The sequence below is a fragment of the Paenibacillus sp. HGH0039 genome (genome assembly GCF_000411255.1).
GTDB lineage: Bacteria > Bacillota > Bacilli > Paenibacillales > NBRC-103111 > Paenibacillus_F.
Genome location: NZ_KE150413.1, coordinates 1,884,808 through 1,900,574 on the forward strand (window position 1 = coordinate 1,884,808; position 15,767 = coordinate 1,900,574).

A 15,767-nucleotide genomic window follows, 5' to 3' on the forward strand; every position below is an offset into this window, starting at 1 on the left:
ATGATTAAATGGAATCTTTCCCGCAAAATTTTTCTCTACTTGCTCGCGATAATTTTGATCACCTTGACTTCTGTCGGGATCTTTACGTATAAAAAGGCGTCCGATGAGCTGGATAAACAAAACCGGCTTCATATGAATCAGATTTTAACCAATGCGCTCCATCATACGGATGTGTATGTGAAGAGCTACGACCGGCTGACGATTTCGCTGCTGACGAACCGGGACATCAAAAAATTCGTCGATCTTCCTCCGGTCCCGGAGCCCTACGACTATTACAAGTTCTGGAGCACGATCCGGGAAACGGCGCTGCAGCCGATCTTTATCCGTAACCCGGAGATTGTGTCCATGTACGCGATAAGCTTTGCGGGCAACGGCATCTACGGCTACAGCAACGATCAGGCGGAGGGAACCTATCCCCGGGAACAAACGCTCAGCCAGATGGAGCGGCTGAAGAGCGTCACGGAACCGGACGGAACGCTGAGCATTACGACGGACAGCATTCTTCCGGCCATGAACGGCAGCGTAATCCGGCTGTCCCGGCAGATTAAAGGGCTGCAGTCGGCGGACTACAAAGGAATTCTGGCCGTCGAGATCCGTTCGAACGATCTTTCCATGCTTTGGAAAGGGATCGATCTGGGCGAAGGCGGCTATTTCTTCATCGTCAATGACAAAGGCGAGATGATTTATCAGCCGTCGAAGGACGGAATCGGTCCGCAGGCGCTGCCGGAGCTGCTGCCCCGCATTGTCCGTTCCGGAGAGACGGGTTCCTTCGAGCATGAAGGGCCGGACGGGGAGGCACGGCTTTACATGAGCCGCAAATCGTCGTACTCCGGTTGGAATCTCGTCGTTTCGATGCCGCTGAGCGAGCTGAAAAAGCCGGTGACGGCCATCCGTACGACGACGATTCTCATCGGCTTGTTTACGCTGGCTATCGCGGTCGCGCTCGCGTACCGGTTCGGCCGCTCGATCACCCGGCCGATTCTTGTGCTCATTCAGGGCATGCGGCAGACGGAGCAGGGCAAATGGTCCACGGTGCCGCTGCCAAACCGGCGGGACGAGATCACGGAACTTATGCAGCGCTACAACCTGATGGTAGGGCGCTTGTCGGAGCTGGTGGAGCAGGTCTATGAAGGCGAACTCAAGCAGCAGAAAACCCAGCTTGAACGCCAGCAGGCCGAATTTCAGGCGCTTCAGCTGCAGATCAATCCCCATTTCCTGTACAACACGCTGGAAACGATTGTGTGCTATGCCGTCGTGCAGGATTCCGAGGAAATTTCGGAAATCGTCAAATCGATGGCCTATATGCTGCGCTATTCGGTTCAGACGAACCTGGAGGAAATTACCGTCGCCAACGAGCTGAATCATGTGCTGAACTACATGCTTATTTTGAAGCACCGGCACGACCGGGAATTCGAGCTGGATGTTGCGGTTCCGCCGCAGTTTCTGCTCAAGAAAATGGTCCGGCTCACCCTGCAGCCGCTGATCGAGAATGTGTTCCAGCATGCTTTTCCGGACGGTCTGGAGGATCATCACTGGATCCGGATCGATGCCGGTGAAGAAAGCGGGAGATTCTGGATCTCGGTGGAGGACAACGGGACCGGGATGACCTGGGAGACGCTGGAGAATCTTCAAGCCACGCTGCAAACGCAGCGATTGACGGACGAACGCGATCCGGCTGCTCTGGAAGAAAGCGGACGGGGCGGGATCGGTGTGTTGAACGTGCACCGGCGGATACAGCTTGTATTCGGAGCGGAATTCGGTCTTCGTGTCGAAAGCGAGGCGGGCATCGGGACGAAGATGACGATGATCATGCCGGTCTCGAAGCCTGCCAACGAAAGCCCGGACGAAAGCCGTTGTGAATTGCCGGAACCCCGGAGCGGCGGGCGCTACGAACCGAGGGAGAAAGAAGGAACCGGAAGAACGGAGTAAACGGCAGGATCGGATCGTGTAGAACGAAAGATGCAGGACGGAACATGAAGAAACATGAAGTATGAAACAGTGCGAAACAGTACGAAACATGAAGAGCGAAACAGTACGAAACATAAAGTGCGAAACAGTACGGAACATAAAGTACAAAAACATGAAGTACGAAACATGAAGAGCGAAACAAGAGAACATAGCGTGACACCGCGTGAAAGGAACACGTGCACGTCACATGGATGGGCAAATAACAAACAGGCGGGCGTCTCGTAATTTTGTTGCGACCCGGCGAACCTGTAAAGGAGGCAGGCCATGTCCGCTAACAAACTCTGGTACATCAAGCCGGCCCAAGCATGGACCGAAGCGCTGCCGGTCGGAAACGGCAGGCTGGGCGCCATGATTTTCGGCCGCGTGGAGGAAGAATTGATCTCGCTTAACGAGGAGAGCTTATGGTACGGCGGTCCCAAAGACCGTACGAATCCGGAGGCCGCCGCTGCTCTGCTCGAGATCAGAAGGCTGCTCCTGGAGGGCCGCGTGACCGAGGCGCAGGAGCTGGCGCATATGGGGCTGACCCCGATTCCGAAATATGCCGGTCCGTATCAGCCGCTGGGAGACCTGCGCATCTGGTTCGCGGAGCATGAACCGGATGCGGGGACTTACCGCCGGGAGCTGGATCTGGCGACGGGCCTGTGCCGCGTCGAGTACGCATGGCAAGGCGCAAGCTGCACCCGGGAGCTGTTCGCAAGCGCCCCGGCGGGGGTATTGGCCTGCCGCCTCACAACCGCTCACCCGGAAGGACTGACCTTCCGGTTTCACCTGGGGCGGCGTCCCTTCGACGAAGGAGCGGCGCCCGACGGCCCGCACGCGGTGCTGATGCAGGGCCGCTGCGGACCGGACGGCGTCCGGTATGCCGCGCTTGCGAGCGTGAGCCCCGAAGGCGGCACGGTCCGCACGATCGGCGACTTCGTCCATGTGGCGGGAGCCGCCGAGGCGACGATCTATGTCGCCGCGCAGACGAGCTTCCGCCACGAGGATCCCGCGGCCGCTTGCCGGCGGCAGGTCGAGGAGGCCCGGCGAAAGGGCTACGAAGCGGTCAAAGCGGAGCACGGGGCCGACTATATGCCCCTGTTTGCGCGGATGAGCCTGGAGCTGGGTACGCCGGGCGCAGATATCCGGCTTCTTCCCACGGACGAGCGGCTTGATCGCGTCCGCGAAGGAGGGGAAGACCCGGAGCTTCTTGCGCTGTTTTTTCAATACGGACGCTATCTGCTTCTGGCCAGTTCACGGCCCGGCACGCTTCCGGCCAACCTTCAGGGAATCTGGAATGCGGATTACCAGCCTCCGTGGGAGTGCAATTATACGCTGAACATTAACCTGCAGATGAATTATTGGCCGGCGGAAGTGTGCAATTTGCGCGAATGTCATGAACCGCTGTTCGATTTTATCGACAGGCTGGTCGCAAACGGAAGGGAGACCGCCCGGAAGCTTTACGGGTGCAGGGGGTTTGTGGCGCACCATAATTCGAACTTGTGGGCGGAAAGCGGCATCAACGGGATGCTTCCGAGGGCGGCTGTCTGGCCGATGGGCGGGGTGTGGCTTGCGCTACATTTGTGGGAGCATTACCGGTTCGGCGGGGATAGACACTTTCTTGACCGCAGGGCGTATCCCGTCATGAAGGAAGCCGCGTTGTTTCTGCTCGATTATATGACGGAGGACGGCAAGGGCGGACTGCTCACGGGTCCTTCCGTATCGCCGGAGAACAAATATGTGCTTCCCGGCGGCAAAAGCGGCTATCTGTGCATGGCTCCGGCCATGGATATCCAGCTCGCGCGCACGCTTTTCGGGGCCGTCCGCGAAGCGGCGGCCGTGCTGGCGTGCGAGCGGGGAGCAGGGGGCGCGGATCAGCCGGAACCGGGCCGCATCGACGGCGGCGCTTGCGGCCCGGCAGCCTTCCCGGGACCATCGGCGGGCACGGCGCCTTACGCGGGTGAACGCGAAGCGCCGGGCGCCGCCCAGCCGGAGCCGCCCCCTTCGGGCAGCGCCGAAGGCCCTGCGGGCTCCGCGGAGGCCGGAGTCATCGGCGCCAAAGCCCCCTCCGGCGGACCTGCGGCCGTCCGCGGGTACGCCGCTCTGCCCGCCGAAGCCGAGTGGCTGGAGCGGCTGACGGCGGCCGAGTCCCGTCTGCCGCAGCCGGCGGCGGGCAGGCACGGGCAGCTGCTCGAATGGCTCGGCGACGAAGAGGAGGCGGACCCGGGCCACCGGCATATCTCGCACCTGTTCGGCCTGTTCCCGGGCGAGCTTATTTCGCCGGTCCGCACGCCGGCCCTGGCCGAAGCGGCCAGAGTAACGCTGGAGCGGCGGCTGGCGGGCGGCAGCGGCCATACCGGCTGGAGCCGCGTGTGGATCGCCCATTACTGGGCAAGGCTGAGGGAAGGCGATGAAGCTCATCGGCACCTGACAGCTCTGCTTCGGCACGCGGCCGATCCCAACTTGTTTACGGAGCATCCTCCGTTTCAGATCGACGGGAACCTGGGAGGAACGTCCGCGGCAGCCGAAATGCTGCTCCAGTCTCAGGAAGGGATGCTGGATCTGCTTCCCGCTCTGCCATCGGCCTGGCCGAGCGGCCGCGTCAAAGGGCTGCGCGCCCGAGGAGGGTATGAGGCGGGTTTGGAATGGGAACGGGGCCTGTTGACCGCAGGACGTGTTACCGCCTCGGTCGCCGGAACCTTGCGTATCGGGTATAAGCTGCCGTTTACCACTTGCCTGGATGGCAAGAAAGCGGCGGGAAAAAGCGGTTTTTCCGAGCCTTGCGGACTCTATGTGATGGACATCGAACACAAAGCTCATGCGGTTGTGGAGATCCGGCTTTGAACGCTGCCGGACAAACCGCGCAACATACACGGAAAAGGCGCTTCTCCCAAGGAGAAACGCCTTTTTTCATCGTTTTCCCGGTCTCTTCCAGATCGTTAGATCGTGATGCGGCTCGGCGGCATTTTTACAAGCCAAACCAATTTCCGTTCCCCCGTAAGTTTTCGGTTTTTATCAAGCAGGTCCCGGTAACCCGGAACAAAATTTACAGGTGCCTCACATGTTTTTGGAACTTCGGCGAAAACTAACAAGGAAGGAAGGCCAGGAACTGAAGGGATTAAAAAAGACCGAAAAAGTCAAGCGGGGTGAAAAACCGGAATGGGAAAAGGGAAACGGCGTGTCTTTTTGCTCCTTGCCGTCTGGGGAATCTTACTTCGTCCCGAAGCGGCATACATGCAGCAAGCTGTAGAGGCCGGAGACCGCGGGAGCGTTGTACTTTCCGTACAGACGACGCCGGATGCGGTTTACCGGAGCGAAACCGGGGTTACGCTGAGCGTGCGCAAACTTTTCGGCCAAAGCGTACGCAGAAAGGCGGAATCTTTCCCGTATACGGATACGTTTATGAAGGTGAGGGAAGCAGGGGGAGAACGCATCTACCCGGTCAGCGCCATGGGGGAGTTCTACGATTCATTGGGGCACGAAGTGATCCGGCCGGGCGAGCCGCTTAGAAGGGAACTTGTGAAGCAAATCAAGGTTCTCCACCGCAAGCATTACGGAGAGCTTATTTCCTGGAACGACGCTCAGAAAGCCGTCCCCCGTCAGGCCAAATTCGAGGTGCTCGATCTGGAAACCGGACGTTCGTTCCGGGTTCAGCGCAGAGCCGGACGGCAGCATGCGGACGTTCAACCGCTTACGAAGAAGGATACGGCGGTCATGAAGTCGATCTACGGGGGCAAATGGAGCTGGAACCGCAGGGCCGTTCTCGTCCGTTACGACGGGCACAGCTATGCCGCTTCCATGAACGGAATGCCGCATGGGGGAGACGGCATCCCGGAGAACGGGTTCAGCGGGCATTCCTGCATCCATTTTGCGGGCAGCACGACCCATAAATCCCGGTCCAAAGACACCGCTCACCAGTTTATGGCTCACAGAGCCGCAGGCAAGGCGAGCGGTTTTGTCGGGAAGGCTTCGCCTCAGGAGCTGGCCGATCTGGTTGTCACGGCTTTTGACCAGCACGATGACGCGATGCTGGAGCTTCTCGGCCGTCCGCATAACCGGGAACGGCTGGAAGAGCTGAAGAAAGACAGCCGGTTTTTCGTATCCGTACGCAGATTGACGGAATGGAAGCCGGAAGAAGCGCGTAAAGCGGAACAGGAGTATGGTTTTGAACTTCCGGTTGAACTTGCTTTCGAAGAAGCGGGGAAACGTCCGCGCAAAGCGATTTGCCGCTTCGCTTTCACCCGAGCTTCATTGTACGATCCATGGGAACTGACACAGTTCGAGTATCCGGAGCCCGGCCGTCCGGGGAAACGTACCGAAGACGGAAGGAAAAGCCGGTAAAAAAATGAATGCGGGCGCGGGGATCAACATGAACAAAAGACAAACGTTTTTGAAGTTAAAGGGAATCGCTCTGACCGCTGTATGCCTGCTGAATGTTCTGCTGCCGGGAAATGCCGCGGCGGAAGGCGCACCGGTTCCGGGAGGCGGGACGGAACCCTCTATTCCTATCGTTGCGGACCAGGGGCCTTATTCGATCGAGGTGTACCCTCTCCGTCACAAGCTTGTCGTATTCAAAGACAAGAAACATTTCAAGACATACCCGGTTGCGGTCGGAAACTTGTCAACGCCTACGCCGGTCGGCGAATATCAGGTGATTTATAAAGGAAAAGACTGGGGGCCTTCTTTCGGACCGCGCTGGCTGGGCCTGAATGTTCCGTGGGGAGCGTACGGCATCCATGGAACGAACAAGCCGTATTCCATCGGCAGGCATTTAAGCCACGGCTGCATCCGGATGAGAAACCGAGACGTGGAGGAGCTCTACGACCTGATTCCGGTGGGGACGAAGGTGACCATCGCGGGGCACGTTCTGGGCGATCCCGGCCATGAGCCGAGGAAGCTTGCCCAAGGGGCGATAGGAGCGGATGTCCAGCTCATCCAGAATCGGCTGACAAGCGCCGGCTATTACAGCGGAGTCTGCAACGGGAAGTTTCTTGCCTCGACGGCCGAAGCGGTGCGGAGGTTCCAGCGGGACCACGGGCTGAGAGCGGATGGCGTCGTGTCCGTGAGCGTCTATGAGAAGCTCGGCCTGATGGAATAAAAAAGAAACCTCCAACCCGTCAGGATTGGAGGTTTCTTTTTTAAGCGGGCGAGTGTCCCGGATAGGGATTACCCGGCTTCCTGGCCGTCTCCTTCGTCCATAAAATGGCGGAGCTCCCGCAGCCGGATCGTAAACCGGAATTCCGTCCCCACACTCCGGCCCGGAACAGCCCAAATCCGGCCCTGCATGAGCGTAACGAGCTTGCGGCAGATGGCGAGCCCCAGGCCCGTCCCCTCATATTTACGGTTCGATGCCCCGTCCAGTTGGGTGAAAGGCTGAAACAGCCGGTCCAGCTTGCTGCAGTCGATACCGATACCGGTATCGCTGACGGCGAATTCGAGGAGGCATCCTTCATCGCCGCGTTCCGAGAGCCGGACTTCGAGAGAGATAAGGCCCTGATCCGTAAATTTAACGGCGTTGCCGATCAAGTTTACGAGAATCTGGCGAACACGGCCGTAATCGCCGACGAGAGTTTCCGGCACGCCGGGGTCTATGGACGTGTCCATGGCGAGCTCCTTGTTGCGGATAATAATCGCAAAGAAATCGAGGCATTCTTGGATAAGCTCGCGAAGCTGAAACGGCTCCTGATGAAGCGAAATGCGTCCGGCTTCCATTTTGGACAGCTCCAGAATGTCGTTGATGACCCTCAGGAGCGCTTGCGAGCTTTTGGCCTGAAGCGCCAGCAGCTCCTGATCGTCAGCGGACTCCGCGGACTCCGCCAGCAGCTGGTTAATCCCGATAATGCCGGTCAGCGGCGTCCGGATCTCGTGGCTCATCGTGTCGAGGAACTCGCTTTTCGTTTTGACAGCGCTTTCAGCCAAATCTTTAGCTTTCCGAAGTTCTTGCTCGACCACGATCCTGTCGGTTATATCTTTGGATACGAAATAAACGAGCAACTGCCGGTTGTGTTCGAGCGGAAAAACCGAGGTGCGGTGATATTTTCGCGCTCCCTGCTTCGTGCGGATGGACAATTCGATTTTCGAAGGCTTTCCTTGAGCCGCCTCCGCGAGGGCGGTCATGACTTTCAGTTTCTCGTCCCGGGAGTAAAGAAGATCGTGCAGGGAGAGAACCATAAGCTCCGCTTGCGTGTAGCCCGTGTTGGCCAACACGGACGGATTCGCGCTGACGATCATCTTTTTGACGGGATCCATGCAGACGACAAGATCGGGACTATGCTCGAACAGAGCGGTATATCTCTGCTCGTTGAACCGTGAGGCGGTAAGCACGTTCTGCCGGTCGCGGTACAGGATGAGCACAACCCAGAAAAGCACGCAGAAGACCGTACAACCGACAAGAACGGTCAGCAGCGTATTGCCTATAATCGAGCTGCTTGTAAGAGAAAGCTCGTGGTCGGACGGCGTAAAAGAAGCCCCTGCCATCGCGGTGTAATGCATGCCGGCAATGAGGCCCCCAACCAGCAGGCCGCCCCCGGTTTTCCAGGGCGAAAGCAGGTTGTAAGCAGGCAGCTCGCGTGCATAGATCGCCAGAGCGAGCATAAGATACGAGGCGAGCAGGGCCAGCGCGATCGAAACGATCAGACTGCCCGGCGTCTGGTGATACACGGCCGGTATTTTCATGGCGAGAATGCCGGAGAAGTGCATGGAAACGAAGGCGAGCCCGGCCAGCAGGCCGACGGCTGTGAAAAATCGCTTTCCGAGTTTCCGGTCCGGAGCCAGGATTAGCAGCGACAGGAAAACCGCAAGAATGGGCAGCATTAAAGAGACGGTGAGCAAAGGCAGATGATAATGGACTTCGAAAGGGAGCTTCAAGGCCAGCATGCCCAAGAAGTGCATGGACCAGACGCCCAGGCCCGTTACGACAGCGGTCAGCAGCATTTTACGGAACGAGCGGTCGCCGCGCAGCAGGCGGTCCGCCATATCCAGCGCGGTACAGGAGGTCGTCATGGACATCAGGATCGAGAGAATGACCAGCAGCGCATCATAATTCCCAGCTTCATGTTGCATTCGCATGTCTCCTATAACTAGTATTCCTGTACCTCCCATAGTAAAGGATGCAAGGGTGGGAAGTCTACCTGAAATCGCTTATTTTTCGACTAATCCTTACATAAAAAAGCATAAAATTAGAAATTTTTCGAGAAAATAAACCGTTTTCATCAAAAGAAACTTGATTACATCAAGAAGTACTTGATCTCTTGGAACAGAAATTTTATTTTGATCCCCGCAAAATTCCTTGGTAGACTGTAGGAAATCTTCACGATTTAAATCATCTGGAGGCAAAAACAATCATGTCCATCCGTGCCCGCCTGCTTGCTTCTTTCACTTTGCTGCTCGTCGCCACGGTGCTGCTTTTCACGGCGGCCGCTTTTATCGTGACGACAGCCGTAACGGGGGATGTGAGGGGCATATCTTCTTTTTACAACGTCCATCTCCGGTTGAAGCCGCTTACGCCCGAACAGGAGACGCTTTTTCTCGATCTTAAGCATCTTGCCAAAACGAAGCCGGAGGAACTGCTTGTACCGGACATCTACAAAGAATACGATTTTCAGCTGAAGGTCGCCAAGGCTTCCCTTCTGATTCGCAAAGGGTCCGGCAGCGCGTTTATTTCACCGGCTCTGGCGGAAATACAACCCGAAGCCGTCCTGCCTCCGTACGAAGCGGAAAACGTGCACATGAGAAGCACTTTGCAGACGGGGAAAAACTTTTTCGGCTACGCCAAATACGACTTCCGGTTTGCGGATGGCGAACAGGGAAGGCTGTTCGTGTTCCGGGAGGTCAGCCCGTTCGCCGTTCTGATGAGCAAGCTGCTGCCTTTGTTCGTGTCGGTTTTGTTTCTGCTGCTCGTCGGCTCGAACATCTACATCTATCTGTTCCTCACCAGGCGGATGATCCGGCCGCTCAACCTGCTGCGCGCTTCGGCAGCGCGTATCCAGCGGGGAGACTTGCGGTTCCGGATTCAACCGGGCGACGACGAGATTGGGCAGGTTTCGGCGGCTTTCGAGGAAATGAGGGGGAAGCTTCAGGAATCCGAGGAGCTGCAGAAGCAGTACGAAAGCAACCGCAAGGAGCTGATCGCCAACATCTCGCACGACTTGAAAACGCCCTTGTCCGCCATACGCGGCTATGTGGAAGGAATCCGGGACGGGGTGGCGGATACGCCCGACAAACTGGAAAGCTATGTGGATATCATTTACAGCAAAGCGGAGGAGATGGATCATCTCATTGAGGAGCTGTTTCTTTATTCCCGGCTGGATCTCAATAAAGTTCCGTTTGCCCTGCAGGAAGTGGATCTGACGCGTTTTGTCGCGGACGTGGTGTATGAACTGCGTTTCGAGCTGGAAAAAGAGGGCGTCGGACTGGAAACGGGCGGACACTCTCCGGGTCCTTTGCACGTCCGGATAGACCCCATGCACATGAAGAGGGTCGTGAACAACGTAGTCGGAAACAGCCTGAAGTTCATGGAGCGGCCGCAAAAAACGATCGCTTTCGTTCTCCGGCGGGACGGGGCAGCGGCCGTGCTTGAAATAACCGACACCGGTCCCGGGATCGATCCCGCGGCGCTGCCTCATGTATTTGACCGGTTTTACCGGGCCGAGACGTCCCGCAACCGGGAGTCGGGCGGCCAGGGACTGGGACTCGCCATCGCCAAACAGATTGTCGACAACCACGGGGGAAGCATCTGCGCGGAGAATGCCTCGGAGGGCGCGTCTACGCGACATCCGCAGACAGGCACACGCATTGTAATCCGGCTCCCGCTGCTGAAAGGAAATCACACCGATGAAAAAAATTCTGATCATTGAAGACGAGGCGACGATCGCCCAATTGCACCGGGATTATTTGAATTTGCACGGATTTCAGGTCGAGATTTCAACCCGGGGGGACGACGGGCTGCACAAGGCGCTTACGGAAGGTTTCGATCTGATCGTCCTGGATCTGATGCTTCCCGGAAAAGACGGCTTCGAAGTATGCCGTCAAATCCGTACGGCCATGGAAGTTCCTATTCTCATCGTATCCGCCCGGAAAGACGAGTTCGATAAAATACGCGGACTGGGCATGGGCGCCGACGATTACATGACGAAGCCGTTCAGTCCGGGCGAGCTGGTTGCGCGCGTGAAGGCGCACTTGACGCGTTATGAACGACTGGTGGGGCTGAAGGAGACGGCGCCGGGAGAAATCCGCATCCGTGAACTGGCCATTGAGCCGGAATCGCGCCGGGTTTATATCCGGGGGAAAGAAGTGCCGCTTCCCGCCAGGGAGTTCGATCTCCTGCTATTTCTCGCCCGGCACCCCAACCGGGTTTTCCGCAAGGAGGAAATTTTCGAAAAAATATGGGGCATGGATTCGATGGGGGACATCGCGACGGTAACCGTACATGTGAGGCGTATCCGCGAGAAAATCGAGGCCGATCCTTCCGCGCCGGAATATATCGAGACGATTTGGGGAGTCGGCTACCGGTTTTCGGGCTGACGGGAAGAGCTGTTTAGAAAAAGTTTCGAATTTGTTTCCGGGCCGTTTAGTTTCGTTCTGTAGGATGAAATCAAGAACTTATCACTCACCCTATAGGAGGACCTTTTATGAAAAAAACTTTACTTCAACTGCTGACGGTTTCGGCTGTAGCCGCTTCGGTCCTGCTTCCCTTGAATGCCGCTCCCGCTGCCGCTCAATCCGCCAAGTCTCCGGCCGATTCGCGGATCACGAACCTTGCGCCGGCGCCGGGGATGAACGGTAACGATTTCGCTGCGGGGCACGTTTCGGACCGCGGAAGACTGATGCTGACCCAGCAGGAGCTCGTCAGCCGGATCGCCCAGCTCACGGAGAAGAAACCGCTGGTCATTCAGCAGTGGCTGAAAAACTACGAGCCCGATGCGCGTGTCCGCAACGGGGAGGCGGCGCGTCTCGGATTTAAGGCGATCGCCCATATTCCTTCGGAGCACGCGGCCGTGACGGACATCAAGGTGCTGTCTGCCGCAACGCTTGAAATCACGTTTGACTCCCCCTTGACGGCGGCCGACGTGAATTTGGACAAAGCGAAAGCGAATTTTCAATTCGACAACGGGATGACGATCCGCAACGTTCCGCAGCTTAAGAACGGAGCCCGCTCCACGTATGTGGTTCCCGTCACCGTTCAGCAGCCGGGCAAAACTTACAGTCTGACGTACAAAGGCAAAGCCGCAGGCAAGTTTACGGGCTCCGCCCATACGGTAAAACTGGCGGCAGCTCGGCAGGTGACGGCAGATACGTTCGAGCTGGAATCGCTGCGCAAGGACGGAATCGTCGATTACGGCTATGTGGTCGAGTCGTACTTCGGTACGCGCGGCGGACTGGAAATGTACCTGAACGACCGCAACGCAAGCGGCGGAAAGTCGTACGACATCATTTCCTCTCTCCGCGATATGTCCGTTACCCTCACGCCGGAGGGCGGACAGCCGATCCGCGCCGCATATGTTCCGTATACGCAGGCCACGGATGACAGACAGGCGCCCAAATTCCGCCTTCCGGCCGGACAGACGCTGACTCCCGGCGTAAAATACACCGTTACGGCCGACTGGGCGACCGTGACGGAAGCGTCTTTCACCGCCCGTGCCGCGGCGCCGCTTGTAATCGCGTCCGCCAAAGCCGTCAGCCCGTCCTCTGTCGACATTACGCTTGCGGCCGACCCGCGTGACGAACTGTTCTCGGGCCGCAGCGTAGAGCTGACGGACGAGGACGGCAAGAAGCTGACGGCCGTCTACAAGGTGACGAGCCGCAAAGGAGCGGTCGGCACGTTCGAACTGGCAGCGGGCTCGCAGCTGAGTCCCGGCAAGGCTTACACTGTCACGGCGTCCGGCGCGTGGGCAACCCAGCAGGGCAAGATCAGTTTGAATACCGATGCTTTGAAAAGCAGTTAAACGCAAGCTTCGAAAGACCTCTGCGGAGGTCTTTTGCCTATAGAGTTTAAGGAGGCGGCTGCTGATGTTCAAACAGGTCAATAGCTTCATCCCGGTTCTGATCGTCCCGGTCCTGATCTCCGCGGCGCTGACCGGATGCCGGACGGCCGGCAGCCCGGACCCGGGAACGGCGCAAACGCCGGTTTATCAAGAATCGCAAGGTCTAGAAACGGAGGGGATTGGAAAAATGAAAATGCCCGGTGAAAAAAACACGCAGCTGCTGGAGGCGGCTGCGAAAGGTGATGCGGAGAAGGTCCGGACTCTGATCGGAGAAGGGGCCGGTGTAAATGCGCAGGACAGCAATGGGAATACTCCGGTCATGGCGGCCGCGATCAACCGGCACCCGGATGCCGTCCGCGTTCTGCTCGAAGCAGGGGCGGATGTGAATATCCGCAATGACCGCTCGGATAACCTGTTCCTGTATGCCGGCGCCGAAGGGGATATGGAGCTGCTGCGGCTGGCCATATCCGCCGGTGCCGATCCCGCCCTCACCAACCGGTACGGGGGGACGGCGCTCATTCCCGCTTCGGAACGGGGGCATGCGGATATTGTGCGGGAGCTGCTCACCCGGACCCAAGTGGACGTGAATCATGTGAACCGCCTGGGCTGGACGGCGCTTCTGGAAGCCGTCATCCTCGGTGACGGAGGAGAAGTTCACCAGTCGATTATCCGTCTGCTGCTGGAGCATGGGGCGGATGTCAACCTGCCGGACGGAGACGGTGTCACGGCATACCGGCATGCCGTTTCCCGGAATTTCACGGCAATCGCCGCGATGCTGGAAGCGGCCGGAGGCCGGTAAAAGGCAGGCTGCGCCCATTTGTCATCTTCCTCCGTTGGTGGTATCGTAGAATGATAACCGACTAACATGATAGGGATAAAGCATCTCAAACGGGGGATAGGACCATGGCAAACATTGCAACGAATTTGACGCAGTTGATCGGCAACACGCCGCTGCTGGAGTTGGTGAATTACGCCAAAAAACAGCAGGTCGAGGCGCGGCTGCTGGCCAAGCTGGAATATTTTAATCCGGCGGGCAGCGTAAAGGACCGCATCGGATACGCGATGATCAAAGACGCGGAAGAGAAGGGGCTGCTCCGGCCGGATTCCGTCATTATCGAGCCGACGAGCGGCAATACAGGCGTCGGCCTTGCTTTCGCGGCCGCGGCCCTTGGCTACAAGCTCATCATCACACTGCCGGAGAGCTTCAGCATCGAGCGCAGGAAACTGCTTGCGGCGCTTGGCGCGGAGCTTGTTCTGACACCGGCGGAAGAGGGGATGTCAGGCGCGATCCGCAGGGCGGAGGAGCTTGCGGCCGAACTCCCGGGCGCTTTCGTTCCTCAGCAGTTCGAGAATCCGGCGAATCCGGACGTACACCGCCGGACGACCGCCGAAGAAATCTGGCGGGATACGGACGGGGCCGTCGATATTTTTGTCGCCGGAGTCGGTACGGGCGGAACGGTTTCCGGGGTCGGGCAGGCGCTGAAAGCTAAAAATCCCGCGGTGAACATCGTCGCCGTGGAGCCGGCGGATTCGCCTGTCCTGTCCGGGGGGAAAAGAGGCATGCACAAAATCCAGGGAATCGGCGCGGGCTTCGTGCCGGGGAACTTCGATTCCTCCGTGGTAGACGAGATTCTGACCGTGAAAAACGAGGAAGCACTTACGGCGGCCCGTCTGCTTGCGAGAAACGAAGGTCTTCTCGTCGGAATTTCTTCCGGAGCGGCCGTTCATGCGGCTTCCGTGCTGGCGGAGCGCCCGGAGAACAAGGGCAAGACGATTGTCGTCCTGCTGCCCGATACCGGGGAACGCTACTTGTCTACCGATTTGTTCCAGGAAGAGTAGCGCGGGGTTCCTCTCTCAAACAAACCGCATAAAACACTTTAAGGCAGCCACCGAAATCGTGGCTGCCTTATTTGGCGTCTTAAGCGTCCTGCCGCTCGTCGTACAAGCCGTGCTCCGCCGCATGCCGGCCCCAATGGGGTCTTCTGCCGTCGACATCGCTGAAGCCGTACTCGTCGGACAATCCCCAGCTCGTCAGCACCTTGCCCGACTTCGCGAATTTGTCCGGATCGGCCGCGAGTGCGGCGATTCCCCGTCCGATATAGAACGGCGTTTCGGACTCGCTGTAATGAGGCTCCTGCGCGATGGCGTCTCTCCAGTTTTCTTCCTTTACGCCGAAATGATCAAGCATCGCTTCCGAGCGGAGAAAACCCGGTGTGACGGCTGCCGCCGTTACTCCGTGCGGCCGCAGATCCGCGGCCATCGCCTCGGCCAGATGAATGGCGGAAATTTTGGCCAGACTGTAATACAGGTTCCCCCGGTAGCGGTAATCGAAACCGTCGGTGATTTCGAGAATCATGCCCTGCTTGCGGGACGCCAGCAAAGGGGCTCCGTAATAGCTGGTGAGCATATGCGAACGAACCGCACGCTCCTGAATGAGAAGTCCGTCCGGCAGCGAGTGCTCCCAGAACGTTTTCCCCCACTCGGTCAAAGGATCTCCGCCCCACACATCGTTCACTAGGAGGTCAAGCCTGCCGTTCTGCTCCAGTTTGACCTGCTCGAAGAGCGCCTTCACATCTTCTTCTGCCGTGTGGTCCGCGCGGACGACGATTCCCCGCCCTCCTTTAGCGGTCACAAGTTCGGCCGTTTCCTCGATCGTTTCGCTGCGCCCCATGTTGGAGAGGTTCCCCCGGACACTGCGGCCCGTGCAGTACACGGTCGCTCCCGCCTCCCCGAGCATGGCTGCAATGCCTCGTCCGACGCCGCGCGTCGCTCCTGCCACTACGGCGATCGTTCCTTCCAGTGATTTCGATTTCATCGCGATCTCTCCTTTTTGGTCTC

Annotated in this window: 11 protein-coding genes; 9 read left to right on the forward strand and 2 right to left on the reverse strand. The window is 58.2% G+C overall.

Annotated elements, in window-relative coordinates:
- The 4 genes from HMPREF1207_RS23030 (at position 1) to HMPREF1207_RS23045 (ending at position 7,045) form a co-directional block, all read left to right on the forward strand.
- Entirely contained in the window at positions 1 to 1,929 is a 1,929-nt protein-coding gene (locus tag HMPREF1207_RS23030) for a cache domain-containing sensor histidine kinase (RefSeq protein WP_009675505.1), read from the forward strand.
- A 303-nt stretch (positions 1,930 to 2,232) separates the two neighbouring features.
- On the forward strand, positions 2,233 to 4,791 hold the full coding sequence (locus HMPREF1207_RS23035) for a glycoside hydrolase family 95 protein (protein WP_009675568.1): 2,559 nt from the start codon (positions 2,233 to 2,235) through the stop codon (positions 4,789 to 4,791).
- Between the two features lie 315 nt (positions 4,792 to 5,106).
- The gene (locus tag HMPREF1207_RS23040) at positions 5,107 to 6,288 is read left to right on the forward strand and encodes a hypothetical protein (RefSeq protein WP_016424004.1); all 1,182 of its coding nucleotides are present in this window, start codon (positions 5,107 to 5,109) and stop codon (positions 6,286 to 6,288) included.
- 4 nt (positions 6,289 to 6,292) lie between these two features.
- A complete protein-coding gene (locus HMPREF1207_RS23045) occupies positions 6,293 to 7,045 on the forward strand; it encodes a L,D-transpeptidase family protein (protein WP_009675617.1) in 753 nt (250 codons plus the stop codon).
- Between the two features lie 68 nt (positions 7,046 to 7,113).
- Here HMPREF1207_RS23045 and HMPREF1207_RS23050 read toward each other — a convergent pair whose 3' ends face one another.
- The gene (locus HMPREF1207_RS23050) at positions 7,114 to 9,009 is read right to left on the reverse strand and encodes a sensor histidine kinase (RefSeq protein WP_009675542.1); all 1,896 of its coding nucleotides are present in this window, start codon (positions 9,007 to 9,009) and stop codon (positions 7,114 to 7,116) included.
- Positions 9,010 to 9,290: 281 nt separating this feature from the next.
- Here HMPREF1207_RS23050 and HMPREF1207_RS23060 point away from each other — a divergent pair, with 281 nt between their 5' ends.
- The 5 genes from HMPREF1207_RS23060 to cysK all read left to right on the forward strand — a co-directional run bounded on the left by HMPREF1207_RS23060 (position 9,291) and on the right by cysK (position 14,768).
- A complete protein-coding gene (locus HMPREF1207_RS23060) occupies positions 9,291 to 10,802 on the forward strand; it encodes a sensor histidine kinase (protein ID WP_009675507.1) in 1,512 nt (503 codons plus the stop codon).
- Complete coding sequence (locus HMPREF1207_RS23065) at positions 10,780 to 11,469, forward strand: response regulator transcription factor (protein WP_009675548.1); 690 nt, start codon at positions 10,780 to 10,782, stop codon at positions 11,467 to 11,469. Before HMPREF1207_RS23060 ends, HMPREF1207_RS23065 begins: the two co-directional genes overlap by 23 nt.
- Positions 11,470 to 11,576: 107 nt before the next feature.
- Complete coding sequence (locus tag HMPREF1207_RS23070) at positions 11,577 to 12,890, forward strand: hypothetical protein (protein WP_009675635.1); 1,314 nt, start codon at positions 11,577 to 11,579, stop codon at positions 12,888 to 12,890.
- A gap of 64 nt (positions 12,891 to 12,954) precedes the next feature.
- Complete coding sequence (locus HMPREF1207_RS23075; protein ID WP_016424005.1) at positions 12,955 to 13,728, forward strand: ankyrin repeat domain-containing protein; 774 nt, start codon at positions 12,955 to 12,957, stop codon at positions 13,726 to 13,728.
- Between the two features lie 104 nt (positions 13,729 to 13,832).
- On the forward strand, positions 13,833 to 14,768 hold the full coding sequence (gene cysK, locus HMPREF1207_RS23080; protein WP_009675545.1) for a cysteine synthase A: 936 nt from the start codon (positions 13,833 to 13,835) through the stop codon (positions 14,766 to 14,768).
- Positions 14,769 to 14,847: 79 nt separating this feature from the next.
- Here cysK and HMPREF1207_RS23085 read toward each other — a convergent pair whose 3' ends face one another.
- A complete protein-coding gene (locus HMPREF1207_RS23085; protein WP_009675615.1) occupies positions 14,848 to 15,744 on the reverse strand; it encodes an SDR family oxidoreductase in 897 nt (298 codons plus the stop codon).
- Between the last annotated feature and the right edge of the window lie 23 nt (positions 15,745 to 15,767).

Excerpts from the sequence above, each read along its gene's own strand:
- HMPREF1207_RS23030 (WP_009675505.1), top strand. The coding sequence starts at position 1 with ATGATTAAATGGAATCTTTCCCGCAAAATTTTTCTCTACTTGCTCGCG.
- HMPREF1207_RS23035 (WP_009675568.1), top strand. The coding sequence starts at position 2,233 with ATGTCCGCTAACAAACTCTGGTACATCAAGCCGGCCCAAGCATGGACC.
- HMPREF1207_RS23040 (WP_016424004.1), top strand. The coding sequence starts at position 5,107 with ATGGGAAAAGGGAAACGGCGTGTCTTTTTGCTCCTTGCCGTCTGGGGA.
- HMPREF1207_RS23045 (WP_009675617.1), top strand. The coding sequence starts at position 6,293 with ATGAATGCGGGCGCGGGGATCAACATGAACAAAAGACAAACGTTTTTG.
- HMPREF1207_RS23050 (WP_009675542.1), bottom strand. The coding sequence starts at position 9,009 with ATGCAACATGAAGCTGGGAATTATGATGCGCTGCTGGTCATTCTCTCG.
- HMPREF1207_RS23060 (WP_009675507.1), top strand. The coding sequence starts at position 9,291 with ATGTCCATCCGTGCCCGCCTGCTTGCTTCTTTCACTTTGCTGCTCGTC.
- HMPREF1207_RS23065 (WP_009675548.1), top strand. The coding sequence starts at position 10,780 with ATGAAAAAAATTCTGATCATTGAAGACGAGGCGACGATCGCCCAATTG.
- HMPREF1207_RS23070 (WP_009675635.1), top strand. The coding sequence starts at position 11,577 with ATGAAAAAAACTTTACTTCAACTGCTGACGGTTTCGGCTGTAGCCGCT.
- HMPREF1207_RS23075 (WP_016424005.1), top strand. The coding sequence starts at position 12,955 with ATGTTCAAACAGGTCAATAGCTTCATCCCGGTTCTGATCGTCCCGGTC.
- cysK (WP_009675545.1), top strand. The coding sequence starts at position 13,833 with ATGGCAAACATTGCAACGAATTTGACGCAGTTGATCGGCAACACGCCG.
- HMPREF1207_RS23085 (WP_009675615.1), bottom strand. The coding sequence starts at position 15,744 with ATGAAATCGAAATCACTGGAAGGAACGATCGCCGTAGTGGCAGGAGCG.